This is a genomic window from Faecalibacillus sp. MSK20_93, from assembly GCF_020589945.1.
GTDB classification, from domain to species: Bacteria; Bacillota_I; Bacilli_A; order Erysipelotrichales; family Coprobacillaceae; genus Faecalibacillus; species Faecalibacillus intestinalis.
Map to the genome: position 1 here is coordinate 17,476 of NZ_JAJDKA010000027.1, position 20,249 is coordinate 37,724.

The window sequence follows — 20,249 nt, forward strand, 5'->3', positions numbered from 1 at the left end:
TATTAAGAATGCAATTAATTTAGGAGATTGAAATGAAATATATAAAAATAACTATAATCATATTATTTATTCTGATTTTTACAACGGGATGTACTGACTTGATCAAAGATCCTTACTCCAAAGAAGACAGAATGAAATTTCAAGAGAATATCACAATCAACTATGGAAAAAAGGATGTTGATACAACTAAATTTGTAACAGGCTATGATAGTTACAGTATCTCTGACATCAACAGACATAAAAATTCAAAAACAATTACAATAGATAATTATACAATTAAATGCCCTACTTTTTCTGCAAATAAAATGGGAAAGCAAAAACTGGTATATAAGGTTGATAATTATAGTTATCCTTTATACGTTACCGTTAAAGATAAAGAGAAGCCAATAATCGAATATCAAAAAGATATAGATTATACGATAGATGATAAGATCAGTATAAAAAAATTATTTATAATTAATGACAATCTAACAAAGAAAGAAAATCTAAAAATTAAATATAAAGGAAAAATCAAGAACAAAGTAGGAAAATATAAAATTACTTGTACTGTTGAAGATGAAGCTGGTAATAAAAATAAGGCTACATCAACCATACATATTTATGATAAGCCTACTCTATCTGTATCTAATAAATCAGTATCTTTAAAAGTAAATCAGGAAGTTCAAATAAATGCTTCTACTACTGGTAAAGAAAATAAATGTACTTATTCATCCGAAAACGAAGGAATCGCAACAGTAAATGAAAATGGTCTTGTAAAAGCAATCAGTAACGGGCAAACCATCATACATGTAAAAGCAAATGGATTAGAGGAAAAAGTAACAGTTAGTATTGAAAACAATCAGCCTACATCCCCTACTACTTCAAATGAAAATAATTCTAATACTAATAATAATAAAAATAATGATAATTCTAATTCATCTAACCCATCAAATAACAAGTCAAATTCAGGAACTTCGACTAATCCTAGCCAATATAACAAATATTTTAGTGGTAATTCCATTGATTCATATAATTCAGCATACAGCTATGCTGAAAGTATGATGAACAGTGGTAAAGTTCATGGTTATTCAGTTAGTCCTGATGGCAATGGATTTAATGTTACATTTAATTAAAAAAATTAATACGTTTAAAAAGCAATCACTTGATTGCTTTTTTATCTTTTTGAAAGGATTAAGATAATATGCAATTAAAAAAAGAAAAATTTGCTCAAGATAACGCATTGATAAGAGCAACACACCAAATGAATAATATGGAATTAAAACTGTTCTATCTAGCATGTACTGTACGTGAACAGGGAGAAACCTATATTGAAATTTCACTGTCAGATATAAAAAAGAAATTAAATATCGGTCATGGAGGAAATCAAAATAAACTAATATACGATAGTCTACTGAATCTTGTTAAATCATCAGTAATAAGAAATATTATAAACAATGAACATATTGCAGAACCTATAATTACTGGAAGAATATCAGAAAATAACAATTTAGTTAAAATTAAATTTAATGAACTTTATCTACCATATTTAGACGAACTAGATCGTACAAAACAATTTACATGGATCTATTTAAAGCAAATCACTAAACTTAATCTCACATATAGTCCTCGTATTTATGCATTTTGCAAAATGTTACTTGGTGCTAATTTAAAAGTTATTTCATATAAGTGGTGGTTAAAAGATATGAGACAATACTTAAATGTAGAAAATAAATATAACAAATTTAAAGATTTTAATAATAGGATAATTAAACCATCCATTGATGAAATAAATGCAAAAAATGACGACGTATCCATTAGATATGAACATATAAAAAAAGGAAGAAGTGTTGTTGGTATATATCTAACAATTTATAAATCTAAATTTTTGCCATCAAATAATAATGATACAGAAAAGATAACAATTAATTATCCTGAAGAAGTAAAAAATTTTAAATGGTGGGAATATAATTAATTCATGTGTAATTTTGTCCCCGTCAATTAGATTCTAATACCTAATTATTATTTAAAGTAACTATTACAATGAACTGATTTTGAACATAAAATGTAAATTTGTCCTATTTAAAGTGTAAAATTATCCTTTTTCAATGTGTAATTCTGTCCTATTTAAAGTGTAATTTTGTCCCATTTATATGAAATTTATGCAAAATATAAAATAAATTTTATTGATAAAATCAACTATTTTTACATTTTATTTAACTTTAAAACATTTTTTTAAAAGATAGTATATAAAAGATATTTTTATTAAAAGTTACTTATTACAAGAAAAATATTAAGAAAGAAGTGAAAATAATGACAAAATATGGAAAATATTTAAGAAAAGTGCAAGAAAAATATTTTGAAAATATTATAAAAACTGCATATCCAAGTGCGAAATACAAAGTAATAGAAACATATTGGGAAAATGACATTAATTTGCCTTTTCATATATTTGGAGAAATAAAAATAAAAAGAAAATCATATAATGCAATTCTAGAATTCTTTCGTTACAAAGTAAAAGAATATGATACAAACTATGGTATTCTAGTTCTTGCATTATATAATCAAAAAAATAACAATGACAATCTTTATGTTTATATTAATCCCGTTACATTAGAATGTAATATTTGTTTTGATGGAACAGATAAAGAAAAAGAATTTTGGAAAAATTTAGCATATTGGGCTGAAAATTTTGAAAGTAAAACATACAGTTCTCCTCATGATGGCAAAACATCCCCAGATTTATTAGATGTAATTATCACACACTATAACAATCAATAACAGTTTAGACAATCAAACGATTGTCTTTTTTTATACCTGTCTGATTGTCTTTTTTTATACCTGAAAGGAGGTGAAAAAAATGCACGTCAAGGTAATGAACATAATTCTTGGAGCAATATTCTTTGTTCTCATGTCTAGTGCAGAAGTTGTACGCTACTTTGCAAAACGAGATATGGAACTTTCTGATTTATTAAAAAAATTAGGACTTTACGCATTAGTTGGTGTGTTTATCACCCTATTTACAACGCTTTAGTCATTGAGCCATGTTGGCTCTTTTTTATTTAAACGAAAGGAGGAAATTTTATGCCTATTTTATTTGCAAATGGATTTGCACCTATTTATAACCTAATCAGACCATTCTTTGCTGATGGATATACATTTGTTCAATCATGTGCAACAATCGCATTCCCTGCAATCATTGCTTATTATAAAATTAGAGAATCATTTGCCGAAGTACAACAAGACCAAATGTACTCACAAAAAACAAAAGGTGTATTGGTTGCTTTAGCAATTATTTTCTTGGCTAAGCCAATCGTAGAAGTAATCGGTAACTACTTTAATAAATAGATCAGGTAGAACCCAAGCGGTTTTATCTGACTTTTTGAAAGGAGGAAAATAATGGATAATCTTTCTGTTATTTTGGGAGTTGATGAAAAAACTATTCGTGATGAATTAGGTGAAATTAAAATCAGTAAAATGGTTTTTTCAAAGGTAAGAGAATTATTTGATGATGATTATGACAAATTCAAAAAATTCTATAAATACTGTAAAGGAAATATTCCAGCAATGATCTATCAATTCAACGAGATATATAAGAGCTTTGAAATAAACATAGTCAATAATGATATTCCATTTATGAATGAAGAAGATGAAAAGGAAATCATGAAAATGATTAAAGAATATCATTCAAATGTCAACGACTCACTCACTTCAATTAAAAAAATGCTTATTGAATTAAACAGTAAAAATGTTGAAGTTGATACAAAAGAAATTGTTGATGCTTATGAACGTGAAACAGTCTTACTGCAATCTATTTTCAAAGATATTGTTGATAAGTTGGATTCAATAGAGAATGAAACAAATTCCAATAAAACAGATACCGACAATATAAATAACTCTCATAATAACCAATATAAAAATTATATGATTAACATGTTTAAGTTTATTAAAAACAATCCTAAAAAATCAATTATTTTTCTTGCAGTCATATTGATTATATTCATTTTGGGAGGTGTATTGATCTAATGTATTATGCAATTTTAGATTTTGCTTCTGATGGTATTTCTAATACTTTTAGATACATAATGTGGCAAATGATTAAACCTCTTATAAATGTACTGAACGTTTTGTTAAATGCATTACTTAATGGAATTCTGCCCTTCTCCATTCTATCTAATGAGTGGGTCAATGCTGGATATAAGGCGTGTATTATTTTAATGATTTCAATTCTCCCTGCAAAAATTGCTTGGGAGCTTTTTTATGCAATTATGATGGATGCTGATAATGTTGATCCTAGTAAGAAAATCTTTGGTGCTATTATGTGTTTTTTTATTGCTATTTCAATGCAATATGTTATTCCAATGGTCAATAACATTAGTGTAAATGCGTCTAATGCCCTTATGCAAATGGAATATACAGGAAGTAGCGGAAACAATAAAAAAACAATGTCAAACCAGCAAACTAATCTTTCAAAAAATCTAGTTGTTTCTGTTCTGTGCTCTTTTGGTGGAATGGAAAAAAACAATACCGTTTTTTCATATGTTACAAATGGTAAAAATCAAAAAATGGATATAGGAGCTGAAAGATTCTATGACTATATTACAAACTCAACTGATGCTTTGAGTGGTTATGATGGAGAGCCATCTAATAAAAGTGGTCGTTCCAGTTCCTCATTTTTTTCTAGAGGAAAATATGACAGATGGTCTTTTTACTATCGTTGGGATACCAGTGGTTCTTACCATTTTGGAGGTACTGAAGGTTCAGATGATTTTGACTTGTTAGGTAAATGGAATACAGATGATGATTTTCCTGAAGCTAAAGATCAAGGCGGAAGTGAAGCTTATGGTACTCATTCCGTACCATCTAGTAAATCACAGGCAAAAAAAGCCTATGATTATATGGTCGAACATTCAGGAGATTATATTTGGGATTTCAGTTATATCGGTACGCTTGTAGGATTAGTTATATTTGTCATTTTATTGGGCTATGTTTCGATTGAAATTGCAATGAGAATAATCATGATTGGATTTTGGTATATTATAAGTCCTTTATGCTGTTTATCATTAACAAATCAACAAAACCCACAAGCTTTCAACGTTTGGAAGAATGCTAGCATGGGAGCATTTCTAGTAAACTTTGCACAGCTTTTTTTATTACAGTTTTTTATGAATATTTCATCTTCTATTCTTAACAACAAAGCAACAGGTGTCGCTAATACGATTGCATCACTAATTTTGTATTTTGCATCCTTTTCAGTCGTGATCTCTGCCCCACCTTTTATCCAATCAATGATTGGTGGATATGGTGCAGGATTCTTGGAATCTATGAACCAAATAAAAGGAATTTGGAATTCAGTTGGTGGCGGTGCAGTGATGGCTGCTGGTAGAAAAGTGATGGGTAGACATAATGATATGACAGGACATTTGACTGGTGGTGTTCGTGGTAAACTCTTCGGTAATAAAAATATGCAAGGTCAAACAGTCGGTGGAATTGGAGGTGCATTTAGAAGCACAAAACAAGGTGCTAAAGATGTTGGAAAAGGCATTGCACGTATAGCTCTAGGTAAAAAAGATACAAACCCTTATACAAAAGATAAAGATGGAAATACAGTTGCAAATCCAAACTATGGTAATCGTCATGGTGGTATCGTAGGTGCAGTTATGGGAGATAAAAGCAATGCTGAAGATGGTAGAGTTGGACGTATCCCTATCAGAGACAGAATGACTAAAAAGATTGGTGATACTGTTGAAAGAGGCGCTAGAAATATTAGATATGCTCCTAACAAAGGTCAAAGCCAATCAAATTCTAGAAAAGTTAACTCAAATAGAAGTACTACCCGTTCATCATCAGGAAAGACATATACTCGCAGTACTTCACAAAGTACAAGACAAAATGTTAATTCCAATAATGTAAGAAAAACAACTACCAATTCAATGAGTGATTTATTCAGCAATACTTATTCGGACAAGAATAAAAAAGGAGGAAAAGATAAATGATAGCTCCTAACAGTTTAAAAATCATCATAAACAAAGGAAAGAAAAAAGAAAAATTTCTCTTCTTTTTATCAATAGATCAAGTATTTAAAATTACAATAATCTTTCTAGCAACTTTTTATATATCAAAAAAGCTAATTGGTGAATTCTATGCTCTGATGATTGGCTTTGGTTCAATGGCTTTCTATGCTGTCCTTTGTTTTGAGTTACCTGATCATTTGAGTATGATGGAACACATCAAACTATTTTTCAATTTTCTAACAAATCAACCTAAGAATTATCTTTATTACAAAGAAATCAATATAGAAAAGGAGGAAGAAGAAATAGAATATGAGTATATTCAAGAAGAAAGAGTCCAACCAATCAAAAAAGAAAAAAGAAAAAAATCAAAATAAACAGCAAAACAAGAAACCTTCTCCTAGAGATACAAAGAAAGTCTCACATATTAAGGATGCTATCCCTGCTAAATGGAGTGAAGAATATCAATGCTTTGTTGATAATAATGATAATTTCATCTTGATGGCAAAGGTTACAGGAACGAATATTTGGGGAATGAATCAAAAAGACCAGTTCGCCTATCTGAATGCCTATGCAACCATCTTTCAACAAAATATCCATGCTGGGATGATTTATTCTTATGAAGTCCCTGCTGATGTCGAAGGATATGTACATGATTGTGAAGTATTGAAGAATACCTTAAATGTAACAAAGAGTGTTGTTGACCGAAAAAGATATGAGATATTGAATGATGCCGAAAATCGTTTGAAAGAAGTATCTGTTACAAGAGAATTAGTAGACAGAAACTTTATGATCATTTTAAAACATAAAAATCTAGACGTTCTAAAGGATCAAATCAATACTGTATGTAGTATTTTAAATACCTATCAACAAACGAAACCAGCAACCCCACAGGAAATGTTGAATACGGTTTATAATTACTATAATCCTACTGAAAGTGAGTTTGTTGGTACTTCTTATTTTGATTTAGATTATGGAAAAATGGATTTGATTTATCCTGATAAGCTTGGAATACTTCAAAGAGGATTGTCATCTACAATGACAATCAATGATAATGTCTATACTCGCACTAAATGGGTATATACATTTATGTCTGAACCAACTATGGCATTGCTTGGATATTGTGCAACATTCAGATATTGTGATTTTTCATTGCACTTTGAAATGGCACCTCATGATATAATCAAAAAAGATATTGATAAAACAATCAATAACTTAAATAAAAACCTAAATAAAGAAAAGAATGCTTCTCAACAGGCAGTAATTGAAAAAGAATTGGAAAATAACTATCAAATGACCAGAGAAGTTAGTGCTGAAGGTAGCACACCTATTTATTTCCTAGTATCAATACGTATTACTGCCGATTCTCTAGAATTATTAAAAGAAAGATGTAAAGATGTTGATAATCTTGCAACACAACTAAATATTAAATTTAGAGAAGGAATGCATAGACCTATGGAGATGTTCAATTTATCCTCCCCATTATGTTTAAATCAAGTACCTGAATATAATCAGTTAACAACAGTAGATACTCTTGGTTATATGTACCCTTTCACACATGAAGCATTATATGATTCAACAGTAAGACGTGATAAAAATAAAAATATAATATACCGTTATCCCCCTATTTGTATTGGAACGACCAAAGATACAAATGGGGTTCTATTTTATGATAATTTCACTAAAAAAGATGATCGTGCAAACTATAATGAAGCTGTATTTGGTTCAAGTGGATTTGGGAAAACCACCTATCTAATGCACCTTATAACACATAGATATGGAATTGGATATCAACAATATTCTATTGACGTTGAAGGTTCAGAATTGAAGAAATTGACATATGCGCTCGGCGGTGAAAACGTTGATTGTTCAGATGGCGATAAAGGACGCATCAATCCCTTACATGTCCGTATCACTGTTCCAGAAAGTGAAAAAGAAGATGAAAAGATTCCATTGAGTGAAATCAAACCATTATCACCTCACATACGTTTCTTGCGTGTTTTCTTTGATGCATATAAAGGTAGAAACGGAAAAAAGGATATACGTATTCTACATGACAACTTAATAGAAGAAGCTTTAGAAAGAACATATAAACGTATCATGAATATTGACTATCAAACATCGGCAGAAGATATTGTTGAAAATTTTTCAAATGATGATTACCCAATTCTATCAGATTTATATGAGGAGCTTAAAACAATGAAAAATGAAAGCGAAGATGCAAATGATACAACTCGAAAAGAAAAACTTAGTGAGTGTATTGCCTTTATTCGACCTCTTGCAGTAGGTGCAGATGCAATTTTATTTAATGGACATACAAATATCAACTTAAACAATCCATTGATCAACTTTGATATTTCAGGATTGCAAGACAACACAGGCTCTAGAATTCTTTTAACTCAATATTTCAACATCCTTTCATTTATTTGGACTCAAGTTATCAGTGATAGTAGAGATATTAGAAAACAAATTTATGCTGATGAATATGGTATTATTATGGATCCTGACTTAAAAGAAGTAATGAAATATTTTAGTTCTATAAGCCGTAGAATCAGAAAACGTATAGGCGGTCTTACAGTTGCTACTCAACAAATTAGTGACGTATTGAAAGATGAAGTTAAATCTGAAGGTGAGGTAATCATCAATCAAAGTGGCTATCAATTTTTCTTTAACCTTGCTGGTGAAACGGAATATTTCAAAGGTACAAAAATTCTTCCTGAATCTGCACAAGAGTTTATTCAGTTTGCTAATATTGGTGAATGCTATGCAAAGTTTGGTTCTCAAACTGCCATGACTACACAAATTATAATTCCACCTGATGAACTTAGATTTTTTGAAAGTATTAAAAAATAAAATTGAGCCAAATTGGCTCTTTTTTATTATTGAATTATGAAAAAGAATTCAAAAAAAATAATTATCGGTTCTTGTTGTTCATCATTATTATTTTTTATTATTCTAATCAGTTCTTTCATGTTAATGGGAGCATCTGAAGAAGAACACGATGATTCTCCAAAAACTATTGATACTACAGATACTATGGAAAGCTTTGTAACAATAGCTGTTAATGAAAGTATCAGTGTTGCAGGTAGAAAAGGTGGAGATAAATACCGTCAATGGTATACAGGTAAAGCTGATGGTGCAAATTGGTGTGCAACTTTTGTTTCTTGGTGTGCTGATCAAGCAGGAATATTAAATACTGCAATTCCTAAATTTCAATCATGTGATGCTGGTGTCAAATGGTTCAAAGATAAAAATCAGTTTGATTATGTCTCACGTTATGGAGGTGGTGGTTTACCAGCACGAGGAAAAATAATTTTCTTCTGCAAAGGAAATAAAAATGATTCAACTCATGTAGGTATCGTTACAAAAGTTGAAGGAAATAAAGTCTATACAGTTGAAGGAAATACTTCTAATACAGTTAAAGAAAGAAGCTATGATACAAGCAACAGTAGAATTCTTGGATACGCTTCTCCTAACTACCCTTCTACTGGTTCAACAAATCAAACTTTACAGGGGGCTTTATCTGAAGCGTTCAAATTCTTTGCTAAATTTGAATCAGGACAAAATTATGGACAAGGATTTTCAAGTGGTGATGGATACCACGCAATGGGATATTATCAGTTTGATAATCGTTATGATCTACAAACATTCTTGAGTTATTGTTATGGAAAAGACAATGTTAAATACGCAATGTTTGCTCCTTATTTGAATATGAATAAAAAAGATTTGGCAAATAATAAAGGACTGGATAATGCTTGGAAACAGGCTTATAAAAACGATCCTAATGACTTTGCAATCAAACAAGATGAATTTGAATATAACAATTATTATGTTCCAGTCGAAAACAATTTGAAGAAAAAAGGAATTGATATTTCAGGAAAAAATGATGCTGTAAAAGGCATGGCTTGTTCTCTTTCTAACTGGTCTGGAAGTGGAACTGCTCCAAAAATAATTGCTGATTCAGGTGCGAAAACTTCAATGGATGATCGTACTTTTGTATCAAAGGTTTATGATTATCTCTATTCTCTAGATATGAATGGATATAAAAAATACGGAAAGACAGGAAAGAAATATTATAATAGTTGGCATAATCGTTGGAAAAACGAGAAAGCAGAATGCCTTAAATATTTATAAAAGAAAGGAAATTTAAATGGATTATGGACGATAAAATTACAAAAAAGACAGTTATCTATATCACTATTCTTATTCTATTAATTGGTGGATATTTAACTTATCTAATACTGCAAAATACTGTTTTCAATAAAAATATTAAAGAATTAAATTACTACTATGAAATTGAAAATGAAGATTCTATTTCTGATATTTTAAATAAAAATCAGACAATAGCTTTTAAAAATGATATTCAAAAATATCTAGAAGAATTAGAATATAAAGATAAAGAAATTAACAATATACAAATAAAAAAGCCAAAAAAAGAAAACAAAAAATTGTTTACATGCTATGTGCTTTTGGATGATGATTGGCAATCTTTATATAAGACAAAGTTCAATATTCAAAATAAAAAATGTAAATTTATATGGAATGGAGACATCAATAATCAAGATTACAAACCAAACAAAAAAGGAAAAACGTATCTGTATATTGTAGATAAGGATGCATATAAAAATAAAAAAATAAATGATGATACCGAAAATCAAATGCCTGATGAAGATGAAGAACCTGAAGGAGAAGATGTTTCTTCTTACTAGTTTCCATATGAACAACGAACAATTATTTTGGTACATCCGTATTGAAAAAATGTTAGATGCGTATGATATGATTTCAAATAATCATCTATTAAACAGGCAAGAAATTTTATCGTCATTAGAAAATAAAGACAATGATTTTTATATCTAAACCTATTTTTATGTTAGTAATGAATATAAAAAAGCACTGTCTAAAATCACTCCTGCCCTTTCCTTTCTTATAAAAAAATAAGGAGATTTTATTTATGGCAACAGTAAAAATAAATGAAAAATTAGTGAGCATCATCAAAGATAAAAGGAAAAAAAAGAAGCTTACACAAAAAGATATGGCTGAATATCTACAAATATCATTTTCAAATTATCAAAGACTTGAAGCAAATAAATATGAAACTTATGACCAAAACCTACTAAAACAAATAGCAGTCAAACTTGAAATTGATGATGAAATATTTAGCGATACATTAAAAGTATCACCTACTACTAAAATGGCTTTACGTATAAAAAATGAAACTCTAAAACAAATTAAAATGATAGAAATTGAACATGAATTTGATTCATTTTCTCAAACAGCTAATTATATTTTTGAACAGTATTTTCTTAATCACGACCTGTCAAAAGTGAAATATGATATAGAAAATATGTTTCAAGAAGTTGTTTTAAAAACATGGGCAACAACAGTAAAAGACCTTGAAAAAGAAAATATCAGCAATAAAAAATTCCTAGATTTTATTTTGGAAACTTATGAAATTGATGAAGAACAAGCAAAAAAAGATTTCAATTCTATCGAATCGAAAAGAAAAAATATAGCTAAATGGTAATACAAAAACAGTTGTTTTTTAATTATTATTTTTTGATTTTTAATTATTTTAATAAACAAAAACATAAAATAATTAAATTAAAAAATTCAAATTTTCAAATAAAAAAGTAATAAAAAATTCGAAAAAAGGAGTTGAAAAAATTGTTAGAAAATTACAGAACCGTACTGTATTCTGATGAACCGTTATATCAAAAATTGTTCAAGAGATTTACATTTAAAGATAACGAATATGATGAAATCGTTCATTTTTTTGATAGAAATACAAATGAAGTTATCCATATAGTTTCAAATAAATACATCAATTTTTCAATAAATCCAGTAACGGGTTATAGAAATCTAACACATGTAATTATTCAAAAATCATTCTATAAAAGTAAAGATCTAATAATGATTTTAAGAAAATTAAAGGTGTTCAGACCTGAAGTATTTGTTCTTGTTTATCTTGATAGTTCATTTGAATATTTTGAAAAACTTTGTTCAATTATAGCAAAAGAAGAACTTGCAACTATTGCATTTGATGAAGATGACATCTTCACTTGGTATGAACTTACAAGCAATAATGAGTTGCCAATTCAAGATGATTATGTTCTAAAAAAATACAATAAAAGACAAAATAAATTCTTTGATCAATATTAAGTGCTGTCGGACAATTTTTGAATATTTTGAAAAATCAAAATAAACGTCAACCATGCGGGGTTGGACGGATAAAACCGTCCTAAAAGTACTCAAAATACTGAATATTGTCGGACAATGGTTAAATTCTTCAGGAATCGTCAACCATGCGCTTTTCAAAGGAAAATTCATAAAAATAGTGAATATTTTCTTGAATATTTTTGTTTTACAGGTAAATTTGAGCAAAAGTTGTCGGACAAAAAGTGAATATTTTACAGGAATCGTCAACCATGCGGTTTTTGGCTGAATATTTTAAAAAATAAAGCACAAAAAAACTTTGAATATTCACTTTTGGAGGACACTTCTAAAAAAATCAAAATAAACGTCAACCGTGCGGTTTTCAAAAGAAAAAAGCATAGTTTTTCTTGAATATTTTTTGAATATTTATTTCCAAAATATTCAACTGTCTCCAAAAATGAATATTTGAATAAACGTCAACCATGCGGTTGTTCGCACTGCGAACAAGCCCCAAATGGAGTGTCTGTCGGACACTCCTTATCCTGCTACTTAATTTTCGGTCAAAATATTCAGTTAATTAGGACAAGAAAATTAAGTAGGAAGCAAATTTTTTAGATTTAGATGAAGAGCCAACTTAGCTCTTTTTTCATTAACAAAATTATAAAAAGGAGGTAATAAGTTTTGAACAAAAAAGAAGATAAAAAGCATCACCAAGAGTTGATGATCATTGTTATTGGTATATCGATAATCGTACCGATTTTTTCAGTAATGTTTGTATATATGTTCTTCAGTTTATTATTACAGGAAAGTTCTTTTGTAACTGTTTTTTCAGATAATTTGGATATTATCGTGATCGTTACATTTGCTTTATATGTTCTTTCATTTACATTTATTACAAAAGCATTTCTTTTTTCAAAGCCAAAGAAAACAGATACATTAGGGAAACAAAGCTGGAAGACTATTGATGAACAAAAAGAATTTGAAGATTTTAGAATTGCAAAAATAGATATGAATGAAAAAATTGAAACAGCAGGTATGCCTGTCAATAAGATCAGTGACAATGAACTTATTTATGATGTCGGTGCTACTCACAGTTTAAATTATGGTTCAACTCGTTCAGGAAAAACGAGAAAACTTTTAAGTGTATTTGTCATGTTAGTTATAAAAGCTCGTGAGTCTGCAATCTTTCATGATAACAAAGGAGAACTGTATCGTCGCTTTCATACTTTGTTTGAAAAATATGGTTACACTGTTAATGTTATTGATTTTAGATTTATGAAAAAATCTCAAAGATGGAATCCGCTTAAATTGATTGTTGATTGTTTTAAAGATAATGATGACCCTCGTATAGATGATGCAGACCAGTTTACTGATGACTTCGTTAACCAAGTTGTAGTAGACAATGGTAAAAGTGAGAGAATTTGGATAGATGGTCAAAAGGCTTTAATTAAATCAATCATACTTGCAGTCGCACAAGCAAACATTAAAGACAATCGTAAAAATCTTTTTTCAGTTTATCAGGTTCTTTCCGTATTAGGAAAGGAAGTTACTTTTAAAGGAGAAAAAAATCCACGTATGCTTTTAAGTGCCTATATTAATTCACTGGATGAAATAAATCCATCACGTGTTGCCTTCACCCCTATTGCTAACTCTCCTGATAAGACACGTGGAAGTTTTATGACTTCAACATTATCGACACTTGCAATTTTTAGTGGACAAAATTTAGCAAAATTATTAAGTGATTCCGATATGACATTTAGTGATTATGCAAATGGTAAACATGTTTTATTTATTATTAACCCTGATGAAAATTCTAAATATAATCCTATCATTTCTGTTTTAGTTGACCAAGCTTATCAAGAACTTGTTAGATGTGCTACAGCTACAAAAGATATGCATTTAAATAAACGTTGTCACATTTTTTTAGATGAATTTGGAAACATGGCACCTATCAATCAAATTGAAACAAAAATTACAGTTGCCCTATCTCGTTGGATTTTCTTACATCTTTTTCTTCAAGCTGATGAACAGTTAGATGAAAAATATGGTGATAAAATAGCATTAATTATTCGTGGTAACTGTAACTTAAAAACTTTTATTTCAAGTGCAAGTATGGATACCTGCGAAAACTTTAGTAAAGAAATAGGATATGAAACTATTTGGGTCGCAAGTCAAAGTGGAAACTTTAATAACAATGCTACTCAAAATGGTGGAGGAGTTTCATACAGTCAGCAACAAGTTCCTTTGATTGCTCCTGATGTTTTACGTTATCAAAATGTTACAGATGGAAGAGGAATTATTGTTACACGTACTTATCTTGGACCTATGCAAAACTATCTTCCTGATATGACTGAATACAAATGGATTAAAGACTTGCATGAGGAAGATTCAAGAATAGATAATATAAATAGAAAAATTCATTATGCTGTACCTCGCTATATTATTTATACAAGAGCTGATTATGACCTATCACAAATTCCTAATGTAAAAAACAATATCAAACCTAAAACTACTGAATTAGTTGAAGAAGATATGTACTGGTACTGGTCACAACGTGATGATCTTGCTTCTGCTGTAAAAAGACATATCAATGCTTACGTTAAATCTTTAGGCTATTTTCCTGAAAGAAGAGAATTACTAAATTATATGAATTCTGAACAGTTCTTTGAATTTATCAATCAAATTGATGTACCACACATCAATGCCCAAAAAGAAAATTCAGCAAGTCATATTAAAGATATTCAAAAAGAAATGTCAAAGACATCTAAAAGTGTTCCTAAAATGTCCTTATTAGATAAAATCAATGAATTAAACAGTAATGATCTAAGGAAAGCATTTGAAAGTATCAACACGATCAGAGGTAATAAATAATATGGAAATATTCTGCAATATTCAATATAAACAAACTCAATATTCTAAATCGAATGACAGCAAGCAAAAAATTAATACTGGTGCTATGTGCGATTACTACGATCGTGATGAAGCGTGTGATAAAACTATTGATACTGAAGATGCTGTAAACTATTACAAATATAGAATTGGATCTAATGGTGGTTGGGGTAAGAATGGTGATTTCAAAGCGGACGAAGATAAAAAACTCTTTGAAAAATATAAACCTGAAACGATCTATAGACTGGTTATTTCATTTGATGAAACTTTTGCTAGAGAAAATAAAATTCTAGATAAAAAAGCAATGAAAAATCTAATGAATAAGAGCATGAACAAAAATATCAAGGAATTGGGATTGAATCCTGATAATGTCGAATGGGGTTGCTACTACCATACGAATACAGTGCACCCCCACATCCATGCTTTTATCTTTGAAAAAAGCCCAACAAGAACAGATTACCATATTAAAACAAATACTTTTAAACCTATCAAGTCAAACATTATTAGAACAATGAATATCAATTCTGAACTTTATCTTAAAAGAGACAATGTAAAAAAAGAAATCATTGATACATTAAAAGAAATGGGATTGGATGCTGGTAAATATTCAAATTCTAACAATTCAAAAAAATTATTTGCAAACGATAAAGAAATCAACAAAATGTTCAAGAAATTAGAAAAAATCGTTCCTAAAACTGGCAGTATGAAATATAATTCCGCAAACATCATGCCCTATCGTCAAGAAATTGATAAACTTGTAGATAAATTGTTAGAAAAAGATGACGTTAAAAAGCTTTATAAAAAATACAGGGAAATGCTAGAAAAAGAAAAAGAAATGTTTGATAATCGTTACTTTTCTAAAGAAGAATCTAAAGAACAAAATAAATCCATTGAAAACAAAGAAAAGGAATTACATGATCGCATTGCTAATATGATCCTTCAAAATATCAAATGTTATCGTGAAGATGTTGATGAATACGAGCAGGAACAAGAAGATGAATTATATATTGATAATACTTCCGAAACAGTTTCTGAACATGCCAAGGTATCAATGAAAAACAGGAGTAGATGTCTTGAAGGTGGTGTACTAGATGAACTTGCTAAAGAACTTGCACAAGCACATTATGATCTAAAAGAACAAGAACAAATGCTCAACAACATGATTGAAAAAGCAAGAGCACAAAGTAAAAATCTCGAATTTGTACATGGAGGATAATTATGAGATCAATAAAAAAAGAATTAGAATTTATCATAGACAAGACCTATGAAAATTTAAACAAAGAAAATAATTATAAGAACTTTAAAATAGAATTTTCAAAAAAAGAATCAACAAAAAATGAAAAATATAAAGACAATGTGCTTACTGTTTTTAATCTCTATCGTCAAGAGGTTGCAATAGCAAATTCATGTATTATCGCCCTTGCCCACCACATTGATTTTTGTGATCGTGGGGAAACTAAAAATGATAAGACTTTTCTTCAGGTATATTCAAAATTACTTTATAAAGCTCTTATCTTCCAATTATTGGATTATGTTCAATTAATCAACTGCGAGGACTATGAAAACCAAAAGTTAATAAAAACAGCTTTAGAAGTGTGCTGGAAAAAGAATGTTGTTTTACAAATATATAAAACTACTATTTTAGAGGTATTTAATTCTTACAACATCAAAGCTTATCTTAAAGAAAATGGATTTAGATATAATTCCAGCTATCAATCATGGGATAAAGAATATGAAATTGATAAGGTAGATGAAATAACAGAGAAACTATTTTCTCTTGATCAAACAGTTAAATTGGACTTTAGAACACCTCATCATCTTGTTTTGGTGTTTGATGGCTATATAGTTGTTGAGGGAAATACGTTTAAAGCAAAAGAAATACTTAAAGAATATCATTTTGGATTCTCTAATGGTAAATGGAGAAAGAAAATAAAAGCAAATAGATACTTATATGAAAAAGAAATCATTTCCGCTGTTTTACCAAAAGGATTGGGTATTAAAATTGGTATTGAATACGAATAATAAATACTAATTATATATGTTATAATAAGTATGAAAGTTGGTGACAACATGGAGATTTATAAAGGATATTATTCTAATAAAAAATATCAATTTATTTACAATATTGAAGACATTAAAAAAATTGTAAAACCCATTTTTGACGAATATGAGGTCAACCGTGTATTATTATTTGGCTCTTATGCTAGAAATGAAGCCTCATTAATAAGTGATATAGACTTCTGTATTATTGATCCAAGAATTAAAAGTTTAAAATTATTTTCACTTAAAGGAGATTTACAAAAAGCATTATCTAAAGATATTGATATTTTTCAAATATCTTCTATTGAAATTGATTCACCAATATACAAAAATATTTTTAGTGAAGGAATAACAATATATGATTCTAAATATAATCATTAATCTTTTACTCATTCAGGTAAAGGAGATGAATTGATATGGCAATTAAAAAAGTAATAATTACTGAAAATGATGATTTTGAGCTATTTAAAAGCAATCTTTGTCAGTCTATTAAATTATTAGATCCTCAGGAAGCTATAGAAGAAATTATAGATTCCCATGCAATAGAAAAATTCTTTAAAGAAAAAAATTATTGTAAATCATTTTATTTAGTAGCAATGGTCAATTATCTCTCAAATAAATATGGTTTAAATATGAATATCCATACTTATGATAAATATAAAATGAAAAACATTATTTATCCTAGAGGAATTGAAATGATGTCTAGATTATTGAAAAATAATGATATAAAAGAAAAGGCATTAAAGAATGCTGAAAAAGAATTTCTACAATTTAATATTTGTGAGGGAGACATAGAAAATGTCTACTGATACAAATATCATCAATGAAAAAACATCAAATCAATATTTAAATTTATTTATATTTTATAAGTTACTATGACGAAAAAACTAATTAGAATAGTATTAAATAAAGTATTGAATTAAATTTGAAATATGATACTATACTAAATGTAGGTGGTAGTTCCACCAAAAGATTCCTCACTTTTAAAAAGAGGTAAAAGTTGGGTGACCTCATACCGTAGTTGAGGACTATACAAAGTTGGGTGACCTCATACCATAGTTGAGGACTATACAAAGTTGGGTGACCTCATACCGTAGTTGAGGACTATAAAAGTTTGGATAGTCATAATATATGACTGTCCTTTTTTAATAAAATAGGATGTGATTTAATGAAAAAAGAAAACTTGTCAAAATTAATTCTAATTAGAATTGATGAAGAATATATAAGCTATTTAAGAAAATATGATAGTAAAGTTCAAATCAACTCTAGTGTTTTACATAAAGACAATAAACCTTTTGTGGGTGTTCTTTTTGAAATCAACAATTTAAAATATTTTGTACCTATCTCTAGTAATAAAAAGGATAAATTATCTAGAATGTTTAATAAATATGTTGAAACAGGTAAAAAGCCTATAGATATGTTTTTTATTGAGGAAACATATAATGATGAAAGAAAGCTTCTCTCTGTTTTAAATCTAAATAATATGATTCCTGTATGTGACAGAGCAATAATCAATTATAATATTAGTCAAGACAAAGATTATTTTCTTTTAAGAAAAGAAATAGCATTTTGTAACCTACATAAGAAAAAAATAATATCTGACAGCAAAAGAATTTATAATGCTGTTATAACTCATTCTTGGCAATCACTTGAAAACAGATGCTGTAATTTCAAGTTGCTAGAAGAAAAATGTATTTATTATCAAAGTCAAAATATTTAATGTAATAGAAGAGCCAAGTTGGCTCTTTTTACATTATTGGAAAATAAAGTGAGAAATAATTTATCTACTTCTTGTAAAATAAAAATATAATTAAAGGAGAACAAAAAATGAATATTAAAATAATTGGTAAATGTATTAAAAGTACTAAACCTATGTTAAAACCCGAACAAGTAGGTAATAGTAAAGCTTTCATAGTTAATGATGAAAAAGAAGAATATGAAGAATATGATGTTGAAGAAGTTATTAATTCATTAAAAGATTATCTATCGAAGCAACAGTACAACTATTCAATACATCTTATTAAAAATTGGAAAGATACAAATGTACTGCATAAATTAATGAGTATTACTCTTCGTGAAAATAATGAAATACAGGATATTAAACATAAAAAACTATGGAATATTTATAAAACTTGGATATTTGATACAATGCTTAAAGAGCTAAAATATTCCCCATTTTACAAAGGAATGTCAACATCTCGTGAAGGATGGCAATCTGATAAAAACCGCCCTTATTATTGGGGGTGTATGATTGATGGCTACATTTTTGCTTATGGATATACGCATCCAGAATTAAGTATTGATACAATGATTTCTAAAAAATATTAAAATATATAAATGACAAAAGAGCCAAGTTAGCTCTTTTTTGTTATAACTGTAAAAGGAGCTGTACTATGAATAATTATAAAAAACTAGAAACACGTATTAAATCATTAGAACAAAAAAAGAAAAAGAAAGAAGAGAATATAAAAAAAGAACAAAATGAAATCAAGGAATATAACAAAGAATTAAAAGAGCTTTATGCTATGAAAGATGAAATTGAAAAGGTCAATAATAAATTAAATAGTTTTTTTCTAAATGATTCCCCTACTTCCAACGAAGTCGAAGAAGAATATGATAACTATGAATCATGAGATATGAAATAAAGAATGGTAAAAATAAGACTTATTATTTTAAAAATGAATTAAAAGAATTTGGTTGTCAGTTCAAAAAAACTGGTAAATATTCAGGATATTGGTATTTAAATACTGAAGATCAATTCCTAGCCAATAGGCTTCAAGCATATTGTTTAAAAAAAAGATTAACTTTTTTGATATTGGAATCCTCATATTCAAGAAATGCTCATTATCGTGCAGATTTTTTTGCCAACAACAAACCTATCATTAAAAATGGTAAGCCCTATTATCGCTGTGTGTATTGTGGAAGACTTTTTCAAAAAAATCAAATAACTATAGATCATCTATATCCTATCCATAAAGTAAAAAATAGTAGTTTTAGAAATATAAATAGAGAACTGTTAAAAAAATTCGATATAGAAGATATAAATGACTGCAAAAATCTAGTAGCAGCCTGTAGTAGTTGTAACAAAAGAAAATCAAAAAAAACTGGTCTATGGCTGATTAGAGGGGGCTGTAAAGAAACCTAACCTTTTGGATTAGGTTCATCAGCCTCTTTTTTTAG

Annotated in this window: 23 protein-coding genes; all 23 read left to right on the plus strand. The window is 28.6% G+C overall.

The genetic code is table 11. The features are described 5' to 3' along the window. Positions 1-131: 131 nt before the first annotated feature. The 23 genes from LJD34_RS09115 (at position 132) to LJD34_RS09225 (ending at position 20,214) form a co-directional block, all read left to right on the plus strand. Positions 132-1,112: an Ig-like domain-containing protein gene (locus LJD34_RS09115; RefSeq protein ID WP_227359692.1), complete on the plus strand. Its 981-nt coding sequence runs from the start codon at positions 132-134 to the stop codon at positions 1,110-1,112. Positions 1,113-1,180: 68 nt separating this feature from the next. Next, positions 1,181-1,951 (plus strand): replication initiation protein, encoded by a 771-nt coding sequence (locus LJD34_RS09120; RefSeq protein WP_227359693.1) that lies wholly within the window; start codon positions 1,181-1,183, stop codon positions 1,949-1,951. Between the two features lie 338 nt (positions 1,952-2,289). Continuing rightward, the gene (locus LJD34_RS09125) at positions 2,290-2,757 is read left to right on the plus strand and encodes a hypothetical protein (RefSeq protein WP_227359694.1); all 468 of its coding nucleotides are present in this window, start codon (positions 2,290-2,292) and stop codon (positions 2,755-2,757) included. 79 nt (positions 2,758-2,836) lie between these two features. Continuing rightward, positions 2,837-3,010, plus strand: a complete 174-nt coding sequence (locus LJD34_RS09130) for a hypothetical protein (RefSeq protein ID WP_227359695.1) — start codon at positions 2,837-2,839, stop codon at positions 3,008-3,010. 50 nt (positions 3,011-3,060) lie between these two features. Then, positions 3,061-3,324: a hypothetical protein gene (locus LJD34_RS09135; protein ID WP_227359696.1), complete on the plus strand. Its 264-nt coding sequence runs from the start codon at positions 3,061-3,063 to the stop codon at positions 3,322-3,324. Between the two features lie 51 nt (positions 3,325-3,375). After that, positions 3,376-4,002, plus strand: a complete 627-nt coding sequence (locus LJD34_RS09140) for a hypothetical protein (RefSeq protein ID WP_227359697.1) — start codon at positions 3,376-3,378, stop codon at positions 4,000-4,002. Then, a complete protein-coding gene (locus LJD34_RS09145) occupies positions 4,002-5,972 on the plus strand; it encodes a hypothetical protein (protein ID WP_227359698.1) in 1,971 nt (656 codons plus the stop codon). The genes LJD34_RS09140 and LJD34_RS09145 overlap by 1 nt, the downstream gene beginning before the upstream one ends. Next, positions 5,969-6,364 (plus strand): hypothetical protein, encoded by a 396-nt coding sequence (locus tag LJD34_RS09150; protein ID WP_227359699.1) that lies wholly within the window; start codon positions 5,969-5,971, stop codon positions 6,362-6,364. The genes LJD34_RS09145 and LJD34_RS09150 overlap by 4 nt, the downstream gene beginning before the upstream one ends. Then, positions 6,300-8,840 carry a VirB4 family type IV secretion system protein gene (locus LJD34_RS09155; protein WP_227359700.1) on the plus strand — a complete coding sequence of 847 codons (2,541 nt, stop codon included), beginning with the start codon at positions 6,300-6,302 and terminating at the stop codon, positions 8,838-8,840. Before LJD34_RS09150 ends, LJD34_RS09155 begins: the two co-directional genes overlap by 65 nt. Positions 8,841-8,876: 36 nt before the next feature. Continuing rightward, on the plus strand, positions 8,877-10,121 hold the full coding sequence (locus tag LJD34_RS09160) for a CHAP domain-containing protein (protein WP_227359701.1): 1,245 nt from the start codon (positions 8,877-8,879) through the stop codon (positions 10,119-10,121). Positions 10,122-10,144: 23 nt separating this feature from the next. Then, on the plus strand, positions 10,145-10,696 hold the full coding sequence (locus LJD34_RS09165; protein ID WP_227359702.1) for a hypothetical protein: 552 nt from the start codon (positions 10,145-10,147) through the stop codon (positions 10,694-10,696). Next, on the plus strand, positions 10,680-10,844 hold the full coding sequence (locus LJD34_RS09170; RefSeq protein ID WP_227359703.1) for a hypothetical protein: 165 nt from the start codon (positions 10,680-10,682) through the stop codon (positions 10,842-10,844). Before LJD34_RS09165 ends, LJD34_RS09170 begins: the two co-directional genes overlap by 17 nt. A gap of 94 nt (positions 10,845-10,938) precedes the next feature. Beyond that, on the plus strand, positions 10,939-11,511 hold the full coding sequence (locus LJD34_RS09175) for a helix-turn-helix domain-containing protein (RefSeq protein WP_117812368.1): 573 nt from the start codon (positions 10,939-10,941) through the stop codon (positions 11,509-11,511). 140 nt (positions 11,512-11,651) lie between these two features. Then, a complete protein-coding gene (locus LJD34_RS09180; protein ID WP_117812367.1) occupies positions 11,652-12,146 on the plus strand; it encodes a hypothetical protein in 495 nt (164 codons plus the stop codon). Positions 12,147-12,821: 675 nt separating this feature from the next. Further along, positions 12,822-15,011 carry a VirD4-like conjugal transfer protein, CD1115 family gene (locus LJD34_RS09185; protein ID WP_227359704.1) on the plus strand — a complete coding sequence of 730 codons (2,190 nt, stop codon included), beginning with the start codon at positions 12,822-12,824 and terminating at the stop codon, positions 15,009-15,011. A gap of 1 nt (position 15,012) precedes the next feature. Continuing rightward, positions 15,013-16,245 carry a relaxase MobL gene (gene mobL, locus LJD34_RS09190; RefSeq protein WP_227359705.1) on the plus strand — a complete coding sequence of 411 codons (1,233 nt, stop codon included), beginning with the start codon at positions 15,013-15,015 and terminating at the stop codon, positions 16,243-16,245. A 2-nt stretch (positions 16,246-16,247) separates the two neighbouring features. Further along, the gene (locus LJD34_RS09195; protein WP_117812364.1) at positions 16,248-17,051 is read left to right on the plus strand and encodes a hypothetical protein; all 804 of its coding nucleotides are present in this window, start codon (positions 16,248-16,250) and stop codon (positions 17,049-17,051) included. Positions 17,052-17,099: 48 nt separating this feature from the next. Beyond that, on the plus strand, positions 17,100-17,450 hold the full coding sequence (locus LJD34_RS09200) for a nucleotidyltransferase family protein (protein WP_227359706.1): 351 nt from the start codon (positions 17,100-17,102) through the stop codon (positions 17,448-17,450). Positions 17,451-17,485: 35 nt separating this feature from the next. After that, positions 17,486-17,878, plus strand: coding sequence for a hypothetical protein (locus LJD34_RS09205; protein ID WP_227359707.1), 393 nt, complete (start codon positions 17,486-17,488; stop codon positions 17,876-17,878). A gap of 359 nt (positions 17,879-18,237) precedes the next feature. Then, entirely contained in the window at positions 18,238-18,789 is a 552-nt protein-coding gene (locus tag LJD34_RS09210) for a type III toxin-antitoxin system ToxN/AbiQ family toxin (RefSeq protein ID WP_227359708.1), read from the plus strand. 107 nt (positions 18,790-18,896) lie between these two features. Then, complete coding sequence (locus LJD34_RS09215) at positions 18,897-19,397, plus strand: hypothetical protein (RefSeq protein ID WP_175300630.1); 501 nt, start codon at positions 18,897-18,899, stop codon at positions 19,395-19,397. Between the two features lie 65 nt (positions 19,398-19,462). After that, positions 19,463-19,702, plus strand: coding sequence for a hypothetical protein (locus tag LJD34_RS09220; protein ID WP_117867860.1), 240 nt, complete (start codon positions 19,463-19,465; stop codon positions 19,700-19,702). Next, positions 19,699-20,214, plus strand: coding sequence for an HNH endonuclease (locus LJD34_RS09225; RefSeq protein ID WP_227359709.1), 516 nt, complete (start codon positions 19,699-19,701; stop codon positions 20,212-20,214). The genes LJD34_RS09220 and LJD34_RS09225 overlap by 4 nt, the downstream gene beginning before the upstream one ends. Positions 20,215-20,249: the final 35 nt, after the last annotated feature.

Coding starts and splice junctions, on each gene's coding strand:
- LJD34_RS09175 (WP_117812368.1), top strand. CDS start 10,939: ATGGCAACAGTAAAAATAAATGAAAAATTAGTGAGCATCATCAAAGAT.
- LJD34_RS09220 (WP_117867860.1), top strand. CDS start 19,463: ATGAATAATTATAAAAAACTAGAAACACGTATTAAATCATTAGAACAA.
- LJD34_RS09115 (WP_227359692.1), top strand. CDS start 132: ATGAAATTTCAAGAGAATATCACAATCAACTATGGAAAAAAGGATGTT.
- LJD34_RS09165 (WP_227359702.1), top strand. CDS start 10,145: ATGGACGATAAAATTACAAAAAAGACAGTTATCTATATCACTATTCTT.
- LJD34_RS09155 (WP_227359700.1), top strand. CDS start 6,300: ATGAGTATATTCAAGAAGAAAGAGTCCAACCAATCAAAAAAGAAAAAA.
- LJD34_RS09120 (WP_227359693.1), top strand. CDS start 1,181: ATGCAATTAAAAAAAGAAAAATTTGCTCAAGATAACGCATTGATAAGA.
- LJD34_RS09140 (WP_227359697.1), top strand. CDS start 3,376: ATGGATAATCTTTCTGTTATTTTGGGAGTTGATGAAAAAACTATTCGT.
- LJD34_RS09170 (WP_227359703.1), top strand. CDS start 10,680: ATGTTTCTTCTTACTAGTTTCCATATGAACAACGAACAATTATTTTGG.
- LJD34_RS09205 (WP_227359707.1), top strand. CDS start 17,486: ATGGCAATTAAAAAAGTAATAATTACTGAAAATGATGATTTTGAGCTA.
- LJD34_RS09145 (WP_227359698.1), top strand. CDS start 4,002: ATGTATTATGCAATTTTAGATTTTGCTTCTGATGGTATTTCTAATACT.
- mobL (WP_227359705.1), top strand. CDS start 15,013: ATGGAAATATTCTGCAATATTCAATATAAACAAACTCAATATTCTAAA.
- LJD34_RS09130 (WP_227359695.1), top strand. CDS start 2,837: ATGCACGTCAAGGTAATGAACATAATTCTTGGAGCAATATTCTTTGTT.
- LJD34_RS09125 (WP_227359694.1), top strand. CDS start 2,290: ATGACAAAATATGGAAAATATTTAAGAAAAGTGCAAGAAAAATATTTT.
- LJD34_RS09135 (WP_227359696.1), top strand. CDS start 3,061: ATGCCTATTTTATTTGCAAATGGATTTGCACCTATTTATAACCTAATC.
- LJD34_RS09195 (WP_117812364.1), top strand. CDS start 16,248: ATGAGATCAATAAAAAAAGAATTAGAATTTATCATAGACAAGACCTAT.
- LJD34_RS09215 (WP_175300630.1), top strand. CDS start 18,897: ATGAATATTAAAATAATTGGTAAATGTATTAAAAGTACTAAACCTATG.
- LJD34_RS09225 (WP_227359709.1), top strand. CDS start 19,699: ATGAGATATGAAATAAAGAATGGTAAAAATAAGACTTATTATTTTAAA.
- LJD34_RS09210 (WP_227359708.1), top strand. CDS start 18,238: ATGAAAAAAGAAAACTTGTCAAAATTAATTCTAATTAGAATTGATGAA.
- LJD34_RS09200 (WP_227359706.1), top strand. CDS start 17,100: ATGGAGATTTATAAAGGATATTATTCTAATAAAAAATATCAATTTATT.
- LJD34_RS09150 (WP_227359699.1), top strand. CDS start 5,969: ATGATAGCTCCTAACAGTTTAAAAATCATCATAAACAAAGGAAAGAAA.
- LJD34_RS09160 (WP_227359701.1), top strand. CDS start 8,877: ATGAAAAAGAATTCAAAAAAAATAATTATCGGTTCTTGTTGTTCATCA.